17 protein-coding genes and 3 pseudogenes are annotated in these 14,985 nt (G+C 68.5%); 14 read left to right on the top strand and 6 right to left on the bottom strand.

Translation table 11 applies throughout. The features are described 5' to 3' along the window. Positions 1-137: 137 nt before the first annotated feature. The 6 genes and pseudogenes from ACYVO6_RS45850 to ACYVO6_RS45825 all read left to right on the top strand — a co-directional run. Positions 138-479: a hypothetical protein gene (locus tag ACYVO6_RS45850; RefSeq protein ID WP_461072337.1), complete on the top strand. Its 342-nt coding sequence runs from the start codon at positions 138-140 to the stop codon at positions 477-479. A 90-nt stretch (positions 480-569) separates the two neighbouring features. Then, on the top strand, positions 570-983 hold the full coding sequence (locus tag ACYVO6_RS45845; protein WP_461072335.1) for a hypothetical protein: 414 nt from the start codon (positions 570-572) through the stop codon (positions 981-983). Positions 984-1,167: 184 nt separating this feature from the next. Next, positions 1,168-1,719 carry a GNAT family N-acetyltransferase gene (locus ACYVO6_RS45840; protein ID WP_461072333.1) on the top strand — a complete coding sequence of 184 codons (552 nt, stop codon included), beginning with the start codon at positions 1,168-1,170 and terminating at the stop codon, positions 1,717-1,719. Between the two features lie 43 nt (positions 1,720-1,762). Continuing rightward, positions 1,763-2,386, top strand: coding sequence for a DUF5753 domain-containing protein (locus ACYVO6_RS45835; protein WP_461072331.1), 624 nt, complete (start codon positions 1,763-1,765; stop codon positions 2,384-2,386). Positions 2,387-2,515: 129 nt separating this feature from the next. After that, positions 2,516-2,893, top strand: a pseudogene (locus tag ACYVO6_RS45830) (DUF6879 family protein); the annotation flags it as partial. A 104-nt stretch (positions 2,894-2,997) separates the two neighbouring features. Beyond that, a pseudogene (locus ACYVO6_RS45825) lies at positions 2,998-3,168 on the top strand (helix-turn-helix domain-containing protein); the annotation flags it as partial. A 467-nt stretch (positions 3,169-3,635) separates the two neighbouring features. On the opposite strand, the gene ACYVO6_RS45820 reads toward ACYVO6_RS45825, so the two are convergent. Next, positions 3,636-3,941, bottom strand: a complete 306-nt coding sequence (locus tag ACYVO6_RS45820) for a hypothetical protein (RefSeq protein WP_461072345.1) — start codon at positions 3,939-3,941, stop codon at positions 3,636-3,638. Positions 3,942-4,124: 183 nt separating this feature from the next. On the opposite strand from ACYVO6_RS45820, the gene ACYVO6_RS45815 reads away from it, so the two are divergent. The 4 genes from ACYVO6_RS45815 (at position 4,125) to ACYVO6_RS45800 (ending at position 8,273) form a co-directional block, all read left to right on the top strand. Then, entirely contained in the window at positions 4,125-5,885 is a 1,761-nt protein-coding gene (locus ACYVO6_RS45815) for a sensor histidine kinase (protein WP_461072343.1), read from the top strand. Between the two features lie 114 nt (positions 5,886-5,999). After that, entirely contained in the window at positions 6,000-6,659 is a 660-nt protein-coding gene (locus ACYVO6_RS45810) for a response regulator transcription factor (RefSeq protein ID WP_461072329.1), read from the top strand. A gap of 75 nt (positions 6,660-6,734) precedes the next feature. Beyond that, a complete protein-coding gene (locus tag ACYVO6_RS45805; protein WP_461072327.1) occupies positions 6,735-6,944 on the top strand; it encodes a hypothetical protein in 210 nt (69 codons plus the stop codon). Between the two features lie 120 nt (positions 6,945-7,064). Continuing rightward, positions 7,065-8,273 carry an acyltransferase family protein gene (locus tag ACYVO6_RS45800; RefSeq protein ID WP_461072325.1) on the top strand — a complete coding sequence of 403 codons (1,209 nt, stop codon included), beginning with the start codon at positions 7,065-7,067 and terminating at the stop codon, positions 8,271-8,273. A gap of 516 nt (positions 8,274-8,789) precedes the next feature. On the opposite strand, the gene ACYVO6_RS45795 is transcribed toward ACYVO6_RS45800, so the two are convergent. Then, positions 8,790-9,131, bottom strand: coding sequence for a VOC family protein (locus ACYVO6_RS45795; protein ID WP_461072323.1), 342 nt, complete (start codon positions 9,129-9,131; stop codon positions 8,790-8,792). 113 nt (positions 9,132-9,244) lie between these two features. Beyond that, positions 9,245-9,763: a hypothetical protein gene (locus ACYVO6_RS45790; protein ID WP_461072321.1), complete on the bottom strand. Its 519-nt coding sequence runs from the start codon at positions 9,761-9,763 to the stop codon at positions 9,245-9,247. 345 nt (positions 9,764-10,108) lie between these two features. Between ACYVO6_RS45790 and ACYVO6_RS45785 the strand changes: the two genes are divergently transcribed. Both ACYVO6_RS45785 and ACYVO6_RS45780 read left to right on the top strand, forming a co-directional pair. Continuing rightward, a complete protein-coding gene (locus ACYVO6_RS45785) occupies positions 10,109-10,600 on the top strand; it encodes a hypothetical protein (protein WP_461072319.1) in 492 nt (163 codons plus the stop codon). 114 nt (positions 10,601-10,714) lie between these two features. Then, positions 10,715-11,155 carry a GNAT family N-acetyltransferase gene (locus ACYVO6_RS45780; RefSeq protein ID WP_461072317.1) on the top strand — a complete coding sequence of 147 codons (441 nt, stop codon included), beginning with the start codon at positions 10,715-10,717 and terminating at the stop codon, positions 11,153-11,155. Between the two features lie 95 nt (positions 11,156-11,250). Here ACYVO6_RS45780 and ACYVO6_RS45775 read toward each other — a convergent pair whose 3' ends face one another. Then, a complete protein-coding gene (locus ACYVO6_RS45775; protein ID WP_461072315.1) occupies positions 11,251-11,709 on the bottom strand; it encodes a TIGR03618 family F420-dependent PPOX class oxidoreductase in 459 nt (152 codons plus the stop codon). A 262-nt stretch (positions 11,710-11,971) separates the two neighbouring features. On the opposite strand from ACYVO6_RS45775, the gene ACYVO6_RS45770 reads away from it, so the two are divergent. Beyond that, positions 11,972-12,841, top strand: a complete 870-nt coding sequence (locus ACYVO6_RS45770; protein WP_461072313.1) for an alpha/beta fold hydrolase — start codon at positions 11,972-11,974, stop codon at positions 12,839-12,841. A 231-nt stretch (positions 12,842-13,072) separates the two neighbouring features. Here ACYVO6_RS45770 and ACYVO6_RS45765 read toward each other — a convergent pair whose 3' ends face one another. After that, the gene (locus tag ACYVO6_RS45765; protein ID WP_461072311.1) at positions 13,073-13,582 is read right to left on the bottom strand and encodes a hypothetical protein; all 510 of its coding nucleotides are present in this window, start codon (positions 13,580-13,582) and stop codon (positions 13,073-13,075) included. Positions 13,583-13,685: 103 nt separating this feature from the next. Further along, complete coding sequence (locus tag ACYVO6_RS45760; RefSeq protein WP_461072309.1) at positions 13,686-14,303, bottom strand: dirigent protein; 618 nt, start codon at positions 14,301-14,303, stop codon at positions 13,686-13,688. A 468-nt stretch (positions 14,304-14,771) separates the two neighbouring features. Here ACYVO6_RS45760 and ACYVO6_RS45755 point away from each other — a divergent pair. Further along, positions 14,772-14,984 (top strand): annotated as a pseudogene (locus ACYVO6_RS45755) (transposase); the annotation flags it as partial. Position 14,985 lies beyond the last annotated feature (1 nt).

Raw genomic sequence — 14,985 nt, 5'->3', positions numbered from 1 at the left:
TCACCCCGGCGGGAAACCTGTTCGACCCACGCGTTCCATGATCGGTTGAGATACGGCTTCTCATCCCCGGGTGCGGCTGCTTGTGCCCTCTCGCCCTCCCGTTCCTCTCTCCGTTCCTCTCGCTGTCACCCGTAGCGATGAGCGGCATTGCTGCCGCCTTCGTCGCCGTTGCGTTCCTCATGGCGCTGTTCGAGGTCGACACGGTGGAGTTCACCGGGCAGCAGGTGCGTCTGATCAGCAGGATCCGTACTCGCACAAGGGAGGTCGCCGACCTGGTATCGGTAAAGGTGGTGCACTCAGGCTCCGCAGAGAGCGGCTACACCCAGACGTCGTTGCGGCTGGCATGGCAGAACTGGGAGGGGCAGGAGTTCGACGGCGAGTTCGACCCCGGGCTGGCCGACTCCCTCCGCCGGAAGCCGGCGTTGGGCGACCTCGTCGAGGAACGGTGGAGTCCGCTCATGTCCTCCACCGATCCGTAGGTGCGGTGGGGGTGGTGCCAAGTGTCCGACGGTAGGTCTCTCACCTGGACAGGCAATCCATTTCCCAGCCTCAAGCTGGGGTGCGGCTGCATGCCGGTGGCCATCCTCCTCGCGACAGCGCTGGCGAAGATCTTCTCGCTGCCGACCGGATGGTGGATGGTCATCATGCAGGTCTGTGTGGTCCTCGCCGTGGTGGCGGGCCTGTTCGAGGTCCACACGGTGGAGTTCACCGAACAGCGGGTGCGTCTGGTGAGCAACGCCCGCACGCGCATCAGGGACGTGACCGATCTGGAATCGGTCGAGATCGTCCACTCAGGCAACACCGAAGACGGGTACACCCAGACGTCCCTACGCCTGACCTGGTCAGGCAGCCACCGGGGAAGCCACACGATCGACGACAACCACGACGCCGCGCTGGCCCACTCACTCACCCGCGTACTCGGGACTCGCCTGCACATGAGCGAACGCTGGAAGACACTCGAACCGCCTCCACCTGAGGCCTAGTTGCTCACTGTGGGATGCGAGGTGGACGCCGCACATTCGCCGACGCTTCGAACTCGACGCGCTCTTCGCGAATCACGACGTTCTTATGGCGGGCCGGATTGCGGTGCCGGGCCTCTGAGCAGAGTCGGTGAATGGTGCGGTCACTTCCCGGCCGACGAGCGGGATATCTGGAAAGGGAGCTTCTGTGAGCCTTGAGCTGCGGCACTACGCCGACATCGACCCGGTGCGCCAGACGATCGTGGACATCCATGTCGAGGTCCGTCAGCGCGACTTGGGTCTCACCGGGCCCTTCTACACCGCCGAACGCTTCAACGAGCGCCTGACCAGCCACCGTTCGGAACCCGGATGGGAGACGGTCATCGCGTACGACGGGACCGAGCCCGCAGGCTTCGCGTACGCCACCCCCCTCAGCCCCAACACCCGCTGGTGGACAGCCATGACCACCCAACTGCCCGACGGCTACACGCTCGAGACGGGCAAGCGCACCCTCGCGCTGAACGAGATCGTCGTCCGGCGCCCGTGGCGCGGCACCGGCCTCGCCCACCGCATCCACGAGGAACTGCTGGCGGACAGAGGCGAAGACCGGGTCACGCTGCTGGTCAACCCGAAGGCTGGAGACGGCAAAGTCCAGGCCGTGTACGAGCGTTGGGGTTACGAGAAGATCGGTGAGCAGCAGCCGTTCCCCGACTCCCCCGTGTTCGCCGCGATGATGCGCGATCCGTTGCACCAGGCGTGACCGTCACGGAACCCTGATCAGCAGCCGAAGGTAGGAGGACGCAGTGACCAGTTCAGTCCCGTGGCAACAGCGACTGTCCACCGGCACGGAAGCCATCCAGGAGGAGGTGATCGGCTGGTACCAGCAGACGCGGCACAGCAAGGCGTACGTCCCCACCATGATCTGGGGCACGCTGCAGACCGAGGCGTACGCGACCGTGATCCTTCGCCGGGTCGTCGACTTCCTCGGTGTCCCGGACGACGTGCCGGCGGGGGTGGCCAAGCGAATGGAGCGACAGCGGGTCCTGTACGACGGTGAGCACCACTACGACGTGATCCTCGGCGAACAAGCCCTGTACACGAACGTCGGAGGGCCTGAGGTGATGCGTGGGCAGATGGAGCGGCTCCTCCGCGACATCGACCTCCCCGCTCTTGCCCTCGGCGTCCTCCCCGCCACCGCCGAAGTGGGCGTGGTCCCCATGCCCGCCTTCAACATGTACGACGGCGGCCGAGCTCACTACGAACTCGTGTCCACCGGCGTGGATATCACCGATCCAGACGAACTCGCCCTCCATGACAAGGCGTTCAACGCCATCACCGACGCCGCCTGCTTCGGAGACACCGCCAAGGAGCTGATCACCAACGCCTTGGCCTTCTGGAATGGCAATTTGACGGCTCCGCCGAGGTGATTGGGCAGAGGGCCGGCGACCACTTCCCTCGCCGCATGATGCAGTTCTTCCCGGAGGTGACCGGTGGGAGCGGAACCGACGCTTGAGCAGCGGCTCAGGAACTGTCGGCGCTCGGCCGTCCACCTGGAGATGCGCGATGGCTACATGCGCTCCGACCCGCGCTTCATCGCCTGGCAGAACGGCGTCCGCGACGCGCCCGAGGACAACGACCCGGCCTTGCGGCCGTGGCTCACGCTCGTCGCCGAGCTGGTCGGCAGGGGCGTAGAGATCCGACGGGCCCGTATCGTCTCCGAGCCGGTCAGCGACTACATCGAGTTCGAGCACCATGTCACGGACGCCAACGTGGCGGCCGGTGAGCAGGTGCGCTGGCTTCCGCGTCGGCAGGCATCGGACATCGCCCTGCCGGGCAACGACTGCTGGTTGCTGGACGACCACCTCGTCGTGTTCCACCACTTCGACGGGGATGGCGAACTCGCCCCGGACGACGAGACGTTCACGGACGATCCGGCGACTGTGAAGCTGTGCAGCTCCGCGTTCGAGGCCGTTTGGGGGGCGGGCTGTCCCGCACGCGGAGTACCACCCGGCTCGTCGGCACTGACGGAGAATCAGCATTGCCGTCATCGTCCAGCGTCGCCGAAGCACGACGAGCGCTCGGTCAGCGCCTGCGCGAGATCCGGAAGGACGCGGGTCTCACTGCGCGGGCGCTGGCCGTGTTGGCGGGCTGGCACGAATCCAAGTGCAGCCGCATCGAGCATGGTCGGACCCCGCCTTCGGATGCCGACGACCTCGGGAGCCGGATCGCGCCCGCTGGGTCAGGTCCAGTCGAGAATCCGCCGCACAACGCCCGTGACTGCCCGTCTGATCCACCCGAACAGTCCTGCCGCCACGGCCACATCGGCCCCCGCCGCGGCCACGTCCGCCCGGGCCGACCCGGCGCGGCACCCGGGACAAGAACGGGGCCAACGGCGCTTTCGCACGCCGCACTTCTTGCATATCGCCATGCTCCGATTCTCCTCAAACTTTCGCCGTTCTGATCAACTGTCAGCCAGGTGGCTCGCGCGGGTGACCTGTGGCCATCAGTCCGGCCTGGGGGCAGACGGCAAGGAGGCATCGGTGGTGCTTATGTCGCCTGCGGTGAGGGACCCGCCGATGCTTCCGGAGCCGACCGCACCCGCATCTCTGCTCGCCGTGCTGGGTGCTTTACGCGGCAGTTTCACCTCGCCGACCTTCTCCACGTTCGCCGCGCTGGTCACCGGACTGAACCGCCGAACGCTTCAACGGGCGCCTGACCGGCCACCGTTCGGCACCCCGTTGGGAGACGGTCATCGCGTACATCGAGGACCTGGCGGGCCTCGAAGCTGCACAGGACGCGGTCCTTGGACTCGTCGGTGTAGATGTTCACCTGCTCTTTGAGTGTCATCCGTTTCTGCTGAGCGAAGGCGACGACCTCGCCCTCGGAGCCGTCCGGACGGGCCACGGTCACCACGTACTGGTTGGCCATGAGGGTCGTTTTCTGCCGGATGAGGAACCGTTGCTGGGACTGCTGAAGACTCACGTCGCTCTCCAAGGTGTTCGTGCCGTCCGTCCCGACAATGCCGGTCGGCCGATGCGCCGCGCTGTCGCCGTAGGTCGTTCCTTGCTCGGCCGAATGTGCGACTTTCGTTGGACGCCGGTGCGACGAACGGCTGCTGTCCGCACGGGCGTTGACACCTACCGTTGGCGTGTGAATGTGACGATGATGGCCCGCGACATCTGGAAACACCTGGTCGTGGCGGGCATGTGGTCCCGGCGGCGGATCGTCGGCGAGGCGGTCCTGGCCCTGGTTCTGGCCCTGGTGGCGGCGCTGAGCGTGCCGGGCGACGGCGCGCTGTGGATGGCCGCCGTGGCAGTGGCCGCTGCTGTGATGTCTCTGCTGCGACGGGCGTTCCCGGCGAGCGTGCTGGTGCTCACGGGCGCGGTCGCCGGCGTGCTCACCGGTTTCTGGGCTCTGTTGATGGTCGCGGGCTGGTCGGCGGGCCCGAGGATCGCGGCGCCGCGGCGGGCGCTCGCGTCGTTCGCGGCCTCGTACGTGCTCTATGCGGGGCTGTCCGTCTACCAGGAGACGCCCGTTCTGTCCGCGCTGCAGGTGCTGCTGTTCGTCACCCTCACGTTCCTGGCGACGACCGTCGTGCCCGGCCTCGCCGGCCGCTACCGCACCCAACGTCGCACGCTCCTGCACGCGCTGCACAAGCACAACGCCCAACTGCTGCGTGAACGCGAGATGATCGCGTCCCACGCGCGCCTGCGGGAGCGGCAGCGGATAGCCCAGGACATGCACGACAGCCTCGGCCACCAGCTGGCGCTGATCGCCGTGCATACGGGCGCGCTGGAGGTGGACCGGGATCTGACGAACAGCCAGCGCGAGGCGGTCGGGGTGCTGCGGGAGGCGGCCAGGGCGGCGATGCACGAGCTGCGCGAGGCCGTCGGCATCCTGCGCGACGGTACGCAGGCGCAGGAGGGCGAGGGCGAAGCGGAGCCCGCGGCCCGGGGCGTGGCGGGGATCGATGGTCTGGTGGAGGCGTCGCGGGGCGCGGGGGCGGCCGTGGAACTGCGGCGCACGGGCGAGGTGCGGCCGCTGGCTCCGGCTGCGGACCACGCGGCGTACCGCATCGTGCAGGAGGCGTTGACCAACGCGTTGAAGTACGCGCCGGGGGCCTCGATCGTCGTGGAGCTGCGATACGAGCCGGACTCGCTGGTGGTCGAGGTCGCCAACGGGCCGGTGCCCGTGACGGCCGGTGGCGAGCGGCTCGTGGTGAGCGGAGGGCAGGGGCTGACCGGGCTGGAGGAGCGGGCCCGGCTGGTCGGCGGCATGGTGCACGCCGGGCCCGCGGTCGGCGGCGGTTTCCGGGTCGCGGGCGTACTGCCGTACGGGCCCCAGCGGCCGCACGCGCCGGACGGCGGCCCGGGGTGGGCGGGCTCGGAGCGGGCGGGCTCGGGGCAGGCGTGCCTGGGGCAGGCCGGAACGACATTCGTCGATGCGGAGAACGACTTCCGGGGGCAGAGCGATGGGGCGCTGTCCGGCGACGGTGGAGCGGTCATCGACTGGTCCGGTCCGCCGGACAGGCAGAAGGAGCTCGACGTCGCTATGGGAAGCAGGAAGAAGGGCCTCGTGATCGGGTGCGGCAGCGCACTGCTGATCGCCGTCGTTCTCGGGGTGTTGGCCGTGGTGGGGATCATCGAACTGGTGGAGGAGAGCAACAAGGCCATGATCGAACCGTCGGTCTACCACTCGGTGCAGGTCGGCGATGCCGAACCGGCCGTGCGGGGCAAACTGCCGGACGGCAAGTCGTTCCTGACCGAGGGTCTGGACGACGGGGGGCCCGCGAAGCCGAAGGGCGCGACGTGCCTGGTCCTCATGTCGACGGAGATGCCGGACGGCCTGGACGAGGAGCCCGTCTTCCGCTTCTGCTTCCGGGACGGGGAGCTGGTCCAGAAGCGGTCCTACATGGTCAAGTCATAGTCATGGACCGTGAGTTGCCTTGAGTATGGTTGAGTGTTCGACCGCCGCGCCGTTCGGAGATGATGACGCGGTGGTGGTCTTGCTCATCGTCACCGGAAGCCTTGCGGGAGAGCTGTGATCAGGGTCCTTGTCGCGGATGACGAACCGCTCATCCGGGCGGGCATCAGGATGATCCTCACCTCCGCCGAGGACATCGACGTCGTGGCGGAGGCCGGAAACGGCCACGAGGCGGTCGATCTGGCCCGGGCACACGCCGTCGACGTGGCCCTGCTCGACATCCAGATGCCCGTGCTGGACGGGCTGTCCGCACTGGCCGAGCTGCGGCGGGCCGCGCCGTCCGTCCGGCCACTGATCCTGACGACCTTCGGCGAGCGGGAGAACGTGCTGCGCGCACTGAGCCATGGCGGCGCCGGATTCCTCCTGAAGGACTCGGCGCCGGGCGAGCTCATCCAGGCGGTGCGGGCGGCCGCGGCCGGAGACGCGTATCTGTCGCCGGGCGCCACGCGGCACGTGGTCGACTCGCTCGCGTCGGGGCAGTCCGCGGCGCGCGGTGAGGCGGCGCGGCGGCGTCTGGAGACGCTGACCGAGCGGGAGCTCGAGGTGCTCGGGCTGCTCAGTGAGGGGCTGTCCAACGCCGACGCCGGCGAGCGGATCCATGTGAGCGAGGCGACGGTGAAGACGTATGTCAGCCGGATCCTGACGAAGTTGCAGTGCGAGAACCGGGTGCAGGCCGCGCTGCTGGCACGGGACGCGGGGCTGGGGACCACATCCTGATCCGCCGACGCGGGTTGGAGTGAATCTTCCGAGCCCGGTGGACAGCTGTCGCTGGACGAAGGCCCGCGGCGGGACGTGCGTCGATGCGCCAAGGGCGCGTATCGCATAGCTGCCCACCGGGCCGGTGGGCAGCTCATCGAGCACGGTCGGCCCCCGCCTTCGGATGCTGACATCCGTGCCTACGCGTTCCACTGCGACGCTCAGGACCAGACCGCCGACCTCATCGCCACCGCTCGCGCCGTCGAGGGCATGTACGTCGAGTGGCGTCGTGACGCCGAGGGATGATCCGTCCCCGGCGAAGTGGTTCCAGTTGATCTTCGATGTGAGCGGAGTCCGCTGCGGGGGTAGCGCCCCGGCGGCCGCCTTCCCAACACTGGTGGCGTACAGGCGACGGGGGGCACGGACATGGCGACGCGCACAGAACCGGAGCGGGCGCCGCTACCGGAGCGGCGGCCGGAGCTGGACGCGATCCGGATGCTGGTCGTGATCGGGCTGGTCTTCTTCCACTCGGCGCTCGTATTCGCTGCCGACGACGACTTCTACGTCAAGAACGCCGAGACCACCGAAGCCATCATGGTCATCGCCGGGTTCGGGGTCGTCTGGGCCATGCCGCTGCTGTTCCTCATCTCCGGCCTCGGCGCCTGGCACTCGCTTCAGCGCCGCGGCGCGGGCGGCTTCGCCGGCGAGCGGCTGCTGCGGCTCGGCGTTCCGCTGGTCTTCGCGACCCTCGCGCTGAACCCGCTGCCGCAGTGGCTGCGGCTGCGCTCGGCCGACGCCGGCTACCACGAGTCGTACCTCGACTTCCTGCCCCGCTTCTACGACGTGCGCCTGGAGCCCGAAGAGTTCCCCTTCCTCGTCCAGGGTGAGTACTTCGAGACCGGCCATCTTTGGTTCGTCGTGCTCCTCCTGGCGTTCTCCCTCATGCTGGTGCCGTTCCACCGGTGGTTGCCGCGCGAGCGCGTCCGCCGCATCGGCGACCGGGTGGCGGAGGCGACCCTGCACCGGCAGGGCGTCGTGTTCCTGCCGGCCCTCGTCTTCGCGGCGATCTGTGCCTTCGCACGGCTGGAGGAGGACTACGCGGGCTGGCACCGCTGGTCGTACCTGCTGTTCTTCGTTGCCGGCTTCGCGCTCGCCACTGACGACCGCTTCCGCACCGTGATGCGGCGCGACGCCGGGACCGCGGCCTGGCTCGGCGTCCTGCTGTTCGCGGCAGCCGGCCCCGGCTTTGCCCTGGCCGACGAGCCCTTCACGGAGATGACCGCCCTGGCCACCGCCTCACGGGCGCTGTTCGGTGCGGCCGGATGGTGCCTGGTGGTCGCCATCCCAGGCCTCCTCGACCGTCGGCGGCCAGAGCAATCGCGTACGGCGCCGAACCCGGCCCCGACGACGCGTCGGCGCCTCTATGGCTATCTCACCGCAGCCGTGCTGCCGCTGTACGTCCTGCACCAGCCGATCGTGGTCGCCGTCGCATACTTCGTGATCGGCTGGTCGGCGCCGATCCTGGTTGAGTACGCCGTGCTCGTGGCGATCGCTCTCGTCCTCACCCTGACCGCGTACGAGCTGCTGGTCCGCCGCACGCGGGCGACCCGCTTCCTGTTCGGGATGCGATCCTAGGGATTGCACCAGGCGTGACCGGCACGGGCGAACCTGGTGGGTTCCCAAGCCACTGTGACGACGCTTCGCAGCCACTCGGGAGGCGGCCGGTTGCCGCGGGCACCCATCCACGACACGTCGCAGGCCAAGCGGGTGGGACGCGACCGTGGGCCCACACTGGCGTACGCCTGGAGGCCGACGGCAGCATCTGGGCATGCCCCCCCGGCGGACCCACATGAAACCGGTGGTGGATGTGACGGCCCTCTGGTCTGCGGGAGCGTGAGGATGCCCGGGAAGTTCGGGCATCACCCACGACGAAGGGTCTTGTCATGAGCCGTAGTGCGTTACCGTCCGCCTCGCGGCCGGCGGGCCGCCACGGGGGCGGCGTCGGGCAGGGTGGCACGCGGTCAGGGTAGCGCGGATGTTCTCCAACTTTCCTTGATAGCAAGGCAGTTGTCAGCGCATCGCGCTGCGCCGCGATGCTGCCTCAGCTGCACGTATTCGCCGTGCTCGCCGAGGAACGGAGGCTGGTCGCGGTCAGAGCGGAGCGCCGCCGAACCCGATCTCGTTTCCGTCCGGATCGTGGTACGTGACCTTGCGCACGCCGTTCGAGTAGGTCTCGCGACGCGCGGGCTTCAGACCCCGGTCGGCGATCCGGGCGACGCGGGTGGCGAGGTCGTCGACGAAAACGGTGTGCATGGCGTGGCCGGCGTGCCCGGGCCGATGCTCGATGAACACATACCGATGTTCCGCGAGCTCCCACACGGCCTCTGTGTCGTTCGGGATGAACGCCGGCGGGGAGCCGAGCAGCCGCTCGTACCAGGCCAGCGCCGCTGCGTAGTCGTTGACTGGGATGCCTGCGAAGAGGTCGACGGCCATGACGCCATGGTAGGTCCGGCGACTCCCTGTGACTCCGCGCAGCTCACATCCCGCCGCCAACGAGTCAACAAGATCGTGTTGCGAAGAGGCCGGGCACCCCGGCTGAGCTGCTCTCAGGTCGGCGGGGCGAACCGGCCGCCGCAGTCGGCGTGGTCCGGGATCGGTGAGCCGCCGCCGGCCAGCGCGGCACAGACGCAGCGGTTGCACTGCCAGCGCGCACACCGCTGGCACTGCCAGGCACGGAGCGCGGCCTCGAAGGCTGTCAGGAATACGTCCGCGGGGTCCGGTTTCTCTCCAGGCTTGGTTCGCTCTACCCCGAACAGCTTTCGGACCCCATCCTCGTCCGCAGGTTTGCGTTCCTCGGCGCCGACCTCTTGGCCGCAGACGACGCAGGTGATGTCGAGTTCGCCTGCCGCCTTGAGCGTTGCGGAGTTCATGCAGATCAGGTGAGCGAACCAGCGCTGGTCACCATCCGGGTCGATGTAGGCCGCCGGCTCGGCAGGCACTCGGCCGTAGAGCTCGCGCACCAGGTCCTCCTTCATCGCCGCGACCTGATCCTTCGGCTTCAGCTTGCGCGAGCAGAACACACATGGGTCCGGCGGGCGGCGGCGCCTGCGTCCTGGGAACCACATGGCCGGGACGGTACACACCCGGTTTCGGGACCGGTCCCCGATCAGGTTGCGCGGAGTTCACGGAGACGAAACCCGGGCCCGGAGGGCAACCGCCTGCCGCACACGAGCGGCACCGGCCATCCGACTCCGCGCCTCAACGGCAGGCAGCGGAGTCGTTCGGCATGGACACCGAACGGGCATCCGCCCCCGCTGCTGTCAGGCGCGACGCCCCTGCAAGGCGGGCTCGGCGCCCGATGACTCCCGGGCCGGCCATGCCGCTTGCCTTCTTGAGATCCCTGCGCGTCAATGAGGTAAATACCTGACGTATCGTCAGCAACCGTCAGTCTTGACCAGATGGGATGACCGATGAGGCGTACGACGCCGAAGTTACGCGCCGCCACGACCGCTGCCTCGGCAGCACTGCTCGCCGGGACCCTGGCGCTGGCACCCGCGGCAACCGCCGTGTCGCCGACCATCGCCACGGCCGAGTACGACTGCGGTGCCTGGGGCAGCACGACCCTGACCCTCACCGCCGCCCAGAACGGCACGACCGCGACGATCACGCTCGGCTCGCCGGACGTGATCGCTCCGATCGATATCCCGGCGGACACCATGGAAGCCACACTGCGACTCGAAAAGAACGGCGGACCGGGCACGACCCTCTTCACGTCCCAGACCAACCCGTCCTTCCCGGCGGGTTCCCAGATCACGTTCGGCCCGCTCATCGGCACCGTGGCCCCAGGCGACAGCCTGGACTCCAACGTAGGCGGGGACTCGCTGAACTTTGTGACCTTCGGTATCAGCGGGCAGTGCGTCGCGATGACCAAGCAGTCGCCGGGCCCGTTCGTCTTCGACTGACGCGCCCGGGCGGGACAGCCAAGGAGACGGCCCGCCCATATCGGGCGGCATGGGCGGCCGGTCCGCCACCGGGGCCGGCGGGCGGGCCGGGCTGTGGCGGTGTGGTCATCTCAGGTGCGCAACCGAAGCGATCTCCACGACGGACAGCGGTTGGGACGGTTCGACGAGCATCGGGTCCGGCAGCGGCTGCGGGATTCCTTCTCCCCGCAGCACACGTCGGTCATCGTGGCCGATGGCGCCTTCGCGGGCTGCGTCACTGTGCGCCCGGCCGGGGACGGGCGGTGGTTGGAGCACTTCTATCTCGCCCCGGGCCTGCAGGGCCGGGGGCTCGGATCGGCTGTGCTGCGAACGCTGCTGGAGCGGACCGATGCCGACGGCGTGCTCGTCCGCCTGAATGTCCTGCAGGGCAGCGCCGCCCAGCGGCTGTACGAGCGCCACGGGTTCACCGTGGAGGTTCAGGACCCGATCGACGTCTACATGGTGCGACGGCCGGGTGCGCGAGGAGCATGCGGTGGGTGTGGTCCTGGAGCCGGCCGACGTGTGCCCGCTCGGTGAACTCGTTCGTTCGCAGCGTCAGCAGAACGTTCCAGTCGGTGGTGAAGTGGCGGCCGAGCTTCTCCGGTGACGTGCCTGAACTTCCCCGGGGTCGCTTAGCCGTCTATGTCAAGCGCTGTTCCGTACAGCCGATCCACCTTGAGCCGGATGACCACCCGACGCTCGGCGACCAGCTGCTCCAGGAACGCGTCTTCGTCTCCCGGCTTCGCGGCATTCGGGATCATCGCGAGCAGCTCCCGCCCAATCGCGTCACCTGGGACGGTCGTGATCTCGGAGACCTCGGCCTCGCCCTCGGCGACGGCGAAAGACCACACGTCACCGCCCGGTACGTGGAGAGCCGCGCGCGGGTCGCGCCGCAGGTGCTTGACCTTGATGCGGTCCGCCGTGGTGGAGAGCCGCACGATGCGGGCCTCGGGGTCCCAGCTGTAAAGCATGGTGGTCAGATGAGGATGACCACTGCGCTTGTTGGTGGCGAGAGTACCGAACTGCTGTCTGCCCATCAGGTCGGAGAGAGCTTCGTCGGACAGGGTGCGAGGTGCGGGACCTTGAGTCATGACATGAGCAACTTCCGTATGCACGGCGGCATTCCACGGCGTCCGGAGAACCCAGCTGTAGAACCCAGCTGTCGACTTTCGCAACAGTCACAGAACTGCGGCACCCCATCCGGCGCCCCGCTGGTGCCACCTGCCCGATATCCACCGCTCCTCGGCTCAGGCAGACGCGCTCACCTCCGAACGAGCCTCGACCGTCAGATGCCGGGGCGCTGCCGGGCGTAGGGTCCGATGAGTTCTCGGCGCGGAGCGGGTCTACACGGTTATGACTACGCACATGCTCGAGACCCCCGAGGTCGACCTCGCCTACGACGTCCACGGCCCGCTGCCGACCGCCGACGGACGCCCACCGCTGGTCATGATCGGCCAGCCCATGGACGCCGGCGGCTTCCGCGCGCTGGCGTCGCACTTCCCCGAGCGCACCGTGATCACCTACGACCCGCGCGGCCTCGGCCGCAGCACCCGCAAGGACGGCCGCGTCGACCACGCACCCCAGATCCAGGCTGCCGACGTGCACGCCGTCATCGAGGCGCTCGGCGCGGGCCCGGTCGAGCTGTTCGCGAGCAGCGGCGGTGCGGTGACCGCGCTCGCCCTCGTCGCGGCGTACCCCGATGACGTGACCACCCTGGTGGCCCACGAGCCGCCGCTCATTCCGGTGCTCCCCGACGCCCAGGCCGCCGAGCACGCCCGCGCCGGCATCCGGGATGCGTACGAGAAGAAGGGATGGGGTGCCGGCATGGCGGCCTTCATCGCGATGACGTCGTGGCTGGGCGAGTTCACCGACGCCTACTTCGCCCAGCCCGCACCGGATCCCGCCGCCTTCGGGCTGCCGGCCGAGGACGACGGCTCCCGTGACGATCCGCTGCTCTCCGACCGGTCGTGGGCGTTCAGCAGCTACCGGCCCGACGCCGACGCGCTGACCGCGGCGCCGACGCGGGTCGTGATCGCCGTGGGCGAGGAGTCCGAGGACACCTTCACCGGACGCACCTCGGTGGCGACGGCCAAGCTGCTCGGCCAGCAGGCGACGGTGTTCCCGAGCCACCACGGCGGTTTCGTCGACGGCGAGTTCGGCTACCCCGGGCAGCCCGAGGCCTTCGCGCGCAAACTGCGCGAGGTCCTCGCCGACGCCGGCTGACGATCGTCCTCCTCACCGTCACGCGGTGTCCGCACGCGGTGTTCGTCTGCCTCCCCGACGCCCGGACACATGGCGAGCCGGCCGGCGCAACCCCTTGCTCCACCTCAAGAGAGTGGATGCCGCTGGCCGGTTCGGCGCCGAACAGTGCCCCTGGAGCGCATCCGAGGGCTCCAACTCCCCATGTTTTGACAGAACTTGACGAGCAGTCGGCACCGCAGCCGCTGGCCGCTGTCAGGAGGGGATGATCTGCCCGTCCTTGATCTGGAAGTTCTCGGTCGGTGAGCAGCCGATCGATGGCGTGATCAGCAGACTGACGGCAACCGGTGCGGGCTCGGTGCCGGCGGTCGAGAACTCGCACACCGCGTGGCGGCCGGTCAGCGGGAACCAGAACCAGCCGTCCACGTCGCCGACCAGAGCACGGTCCGATTCTCTCCACGCGCCGTCCTTGAAGATGAAGACCTGGAGGCGCACGGATGCCGCGAGCGGATCGGCCTGCGACCTCAGAGCGGTGAGTGTGAACTTGAAGTCCCGGTCCAGGACCGATGTGGCGATCCGTCGGCGCTCTGTCACTTGAGGCTCAGTCGGCGGTTCCTTCCCCTGACTGGCCGTCGGGCGGCCCTGCGGGTCGGTTGGCAGCGGGTTCGGCGGGCCACCGGTGGTTGCGCCGATCGTGACGGTGGCGGCCGTGGCGGTGGCCAGGGCGACGCCCCAGCTCATGAGTGTGCGGGAGTTCTTGATCACGACGTCTCCATGGGTGGTCATTGCGTGTGGTCGATGACCGGGGCGGGCGGGAACCGCTGCTCTCGCCACTGCATCCCGGACGGCGTCGATACCGCCTCACGCGCTACTTGCCAGGGAAGGACGGAGGCATGGGCATCGGCACTTCGGACGGACTGTGACCGTCTCCGGTCCGGCGAGGCTGCATGCCGAGTACTTCGAATGTGAGTTGCCAGGTCGCCGGCGTCAACACCCGCTGTGTCACCTGGCCACACGCCATACGGAACTCCCCGGTGCCTCCGGTGATCGCGTTGACGACCGGGCTCGGTACCGGAATTCCGGTTTGCTCGCCCTGGACGGTGATCTGTCCTTCCGGCAGCACCGCGGTTGACGAGCATTGTCCCGCGTTGCGTTCGAGGTCGGTGATGACGCAGAACCCGCCGAAGCGTCCGACGGAGCGTTCTTCCGGTCCCTCGGTCGAAACCAGATTCGCGCTGAAGATGAACTGGTCGCCGACGCTGCGGCCCGTTGCACCCAGATCCAGCTCTTCACCGACTTGCAGCCGGGCCTCCACGCGGATGGTGCGGCTTTTCGCCGAGGAGTTGTCGGCAGGGTGGGTTGCCGCAGTCGCAGCCGTCTTCTGCGGGGCCACTCCAGCCGGCGCAGATCCGATGAGAGCGAGCCCTGCAGAGCCGCTGAGACCCGCAACGGCGAGGAATATGAAGGGCCGACGAGCGAAGCCCATGGTCGCCTCCGTGTGGTGGGAATGAACAGAGTCAGGGCCGCCCAGCTTTGTCCGACGCCGATGTCGCCGGACGGCGACGCGTTGGGCCGGTTCGCAGAAGGCAAGCCGCCCCGAGTGGACCTGGGGACCGCAGGCGAGAACGCACGAGAAGGCCTGCGGAATTACCGGGAGAGTTCGTCATGTTCATTCTGGTCGGACGAATTTCCTCCGAATTCGTGAATTCGTTCATGGCGGACCCTCCGTCCAGCGGCAACGCTAATGGCGGTGATGGCGACGCGCTCAACAGAGGGCCAACAATGGGGCTATTGGGGTGAATTCCCGGGGACAAAGATCAGCGAGAACATGCCCAAACGTTCGGCCCGCCGAGCGCACAAGCGCCAACTCGCCAACGTGATCATCCGGCACATGTGGAGGGACGCTGAACATCGCCCCGCCCAACCGCCCTCGCACGCCGCAGCTTGGCAAGAGAGCTTCGAGTCGGTGAACGCGCGGATCCGCAAGGCCGTCCGCGCCCGCGGGCACTTCCCGAACGAGCAGGCGGCTCTCAAGTGCGTCTACATGGCCATCATGAGCCCGGACCGCACCGGCCAAGGGCGTAAACGCTGGTCACAGCGATGGAAGGCCGCCCTGAACGCCTTCGAGATCGCCTTCGACGGACGGCTCTCCGCCGCCCGCCGCTGAA

The organism is Streptomyces pseudoechinosporeus (assembly GCF_054783935.1).
The sequence above is the reverse complement of the archived record's forward strand: the minus strand, read 5'-3'. Positions and strand labels throughout refer to the sequence as shown.

Bases quoted from the DNA above. Each gene is read 5' to 3' on its own strand.
- ACYVO6_RS45795 (WP_461072323.1), bottom strand. From the start codon at position 9,131: ATGGCCGTCGACCTCTTCGCAGGCATCCCAGTCAACGACTACGCAGCG.
- ACYVO6_RS45790 (WP_461072321.1), bottom strand. From the start codon at position 9,763: ATGTGGTTCCCAGGACGCAGGCGCCGCCGCCCGCCGGACCCATGTGTG.
- ACYVO6_RS45850 (WP_461072337.1), top strand. From the start codon at position 138: ATGAGCGGCATTGCTGCCGCCTTCGTCGCCGTTGCGTTCCTCATGGCG.
- ACYVO6_RS45800 (WP_461072325.1), top strand. From the start codon at position 7,065: ATGGCGACGCGCACAGAACCGGAGCGGGCGCCGCTACCGGAGCGGCGG.
- ACYVO6_RS45775 (WP_461072315.1), bottom strand. From the start codon at position 11,709: ATGACTCAAGGTCCCGCACCTCGCACCCTGTCCGACGAAGCTCTCTCC.
- ACYVO6_RS45770 (WP_461072313.1), top strand. From the start codon at position 11,972: ATGACTACGCACATGCTCGAGACCCCCGAGGTCGACCTCGCCTACGAC.
- ACYVO6_RS45760 (WP_461072309.1), bottom strand. From the start codon at position 14,303: ATGGGCTTCGCTCGTCGGCCCTTCATATTCCTCGCCGTTGCGGGTCTC.
- ACYVO6_RS45815 (WP_461072343.1), top strand. From the start codon at position 4,125: ATGGCCCGCGACATCTGGAAACACCTGGTCGTGGCGGGCATGTGGTCC.
- ACYVO6_RS45785 (WP_461072319.1), top strand. From the start codon at position 10,109: ATGAGGCGTACGACGCCGAAGTTACGCGCCGCCACGACCGCTGCCTCG.
- ACYVO6_RS45845 (WP_461072335.1), top strand. From the start codon at position 570: ATGCCGGTGGCCATCCTCCTCGCGACAGCGCTGGCGAAGATCTTCTCG.